We start from the raw sequence: 1181 nt of genomic DNA on the forward strand, positions 1-1181 counted from the left end.
GTTTGTTATGCCGATCCTACCAACTACCACATAACTGACTCTCGCAAGGAGTACCATCATTGTCGCCATCTATTTTGACATTTGGACAATTTGATAAATAAAACTTTGCTTCGTCACAAGATGCCATTTCGCTACAGTAGGTCTTACCTTGGCAACTAAACCCCATATTTTCATATGCAGGGTTTAGCTTAGGCTCTATATAAAACAGATATAAGGCTGCGCCTATTAGACCGACGATAACTGCTGATAATACAACTGAAAAAGAATTGCTTTTCTGTGGTTTGACACCGACTAACTGAGCACTTTCCGCACTTAACTTAGGCTGAACACTTGCCAGTTGAAACTCTACTTGGTCCCCTATTCGAGGGCGTCGGTATCCTTTTTTGAACTTGGATACATGAACAAAAATGTCACCATCCAGTTCATTGGAATTTATGAACCCAAAACCGCGCTCATCAACCCAGCGAACAATTTCCCCTTTCATGTCCTCTCCCGTTTTTCATATAGCGGCATAACGCCGCATTAAGTGGTGAGCAACGCAGACCACTGCACTTAATATATTGCACCGTAAACACTAAATTCAAAGTAAACCAAAAATGCCGAGCGTTGGGAATCCGTCTTAAATGCTTTGTTAGCTTTAACCTGATAGCCCCACCAGAATTAACACATAACTATTATGAAAAGCGTGAGTTAAGAAAGCGACTTTTGCACCCTCAGATGTAGATACCTTTTGCCAAACCTGAAAACCGAGACAAAAAACAACAAACGGGGCAAACGTGAACAAGCCCCACAATGGATGGCTTAAAGAGTGCAGAACTGAAATAGACAAGGCGACTAAACAAGCGACCAATAGTATATTTTGCATGAACTTCTGAGCTAGCCATATGAGTAGGACTATTAGTATCGTTTCTACAAATGGAGCGAATAGAATCAAACCGAACGCATCAAAAAAGGAAAACGATAAGTTCTCATTGGGCGTCTCTTCAGGCAAACCAACTAAAAAATGATACAAACACACTAAAAAAAAGGCAATACAGGCACTTAACACCGATGCTTTAAAGCTATATGACATTTTTGAATCATTAATTTTGAGTAGGAACATACGTACCCTTTTTAAAGCTAACGCCCTGTTAAGGTGTGAGCAACGCAATACCGAAGCTCCCGCTTACCACCTTAAACAC

2 protein-coding genes are annotated in these 1181 nt (G+C 40.7%); both read right to left on the bottom strand.

Annotation, left to right across the window (positions count from 1 at the left end; translation table 11 throughout):
* Positions 1-16: 16 nt before the first annotated feature.
* Positions 17-484, bottom strand: a complete 468-nt coding sequence (locus VHA02S_RS24835) for a cold shock domain-containing protein (protein ID WP_038899037.1) — start codon at positions 482-484, stop codon at positions 17-19.
* Between the two features lie 153 nt (positions 485-637).
* The gene (locus VHA02S_RS24840) at positions 638-1072 is read right to left on the bottom strand and encodes a hypothetical protein (protein WP_227740469.1); all 435 of its coding nucleotides are present in this window, start codon (positions 1070-1072) and stop codon (positions 638-640) included.
* Positions 1073-1181: the final 109 nt, after the last annotated feature.

The sequence above is a fragment of the Vibrio harveyi NBRC 15634 = ATCC 14126 = KCTC 12724 genome, assembly GCF_001591145.1.
Taxonomy (GTDB): domain Bacteria; phylum Pseudomonadota; class Gammaproteobacteria; order Enterobacterales; family Vibrionaceae; genus Vibrio; species Vibrio harveyi.